This window comes from Phormidium sp. CCY1219 (genome assembly GCF_055795085.1).
This window is the reverse complement of the sequence record NZ_JAYFEQ010000115.1, coordinates 1-845: the sequence shown is the minus strand read 5'-3', so window position 1 is coordinate 845 and position 845 is coordinate 1. Positions and strand designations below refer to the sequence as shown.

At 46.6% G+C, this 845-nt stretch carries 1 protein-coding gene; it reads right to left on the bottom strand.

The genetic code is table 11. From position 1 onward, the window contains the following. The coding region (locus tag AC0QH1_RS00645) for a formylglycine-generating enzyme family protein (protein WP_324628798.1) at window positions 1–845 on the bottom strand (845 nt) is incomplete at both ends.

The following is an 845-nucleotide window of genomic DNA, read 5'->3' as shown; positions in this document are numbered from 1 at the left end:
CTGGGGATGAAATTCCAAGACCCTCCACGCCGCATCCGGTACCCAGAATCTCCTCCCCAATCCCAAGCACTCCCATCCGAGGGCGCACCATTGTAATTCGCGTGCCAAGTATCCTGACACCATTCCCAGACATTTCCGTGCATATCCTGTAGTCCAAATGCATTGGGCGGAAAATTTCCTACCGGCGTGGTTTTTTTTCGATATTCCCCTTTTTCTTCCTCAGCGTAGGGATAATTTCCATTATAGTTAGCCAATTCTGGGGTAATAGTTTCCCCGAAATGGAATGGCGTGGTGGTTCCGGCGCGACAGGCATATTCCCATTCTGCTTCACTGGGTAAGCGATAAACCCGTCCCGTTTTTTCTGACAGTTGCTCACAAAATGCTACCGCATCGTGCCAGAATACGTTTTCCACTGGTAAATTATCTCCGGTAAAATAAGAGGGATTATTTCCCATCACTGCTTGCCATTGTGCCTGGGTTACCGGATATTTGCCTATAAAAAATTCCGGCACTTTTACCTGATGTTGCGGACCTTCATTCTTATCTCTCCCTGACTCCGTTTGCGGGGAACCCATGATAAAAGTACCCGCCGGAATGCGTACCATTTCTAACCCAATTCCTTGTCGCAAATCTTCGGTAAAATATTCCGCCTCCCTTTGTTGACGGTCGATCGCTTGTCCATACCGATTCACAGTAATTACCTCAAAGCTAAATTTTAGCAGCGGATTCAGGGCGTCTAATACTTCCGATGCTGATTGATATCGCTGGTTTGGATAATCGGATAATAACTTATCTAATACCTGGGCCAAATTTTCGCTAATTTCCACCCCATCAGGCAATTGTTC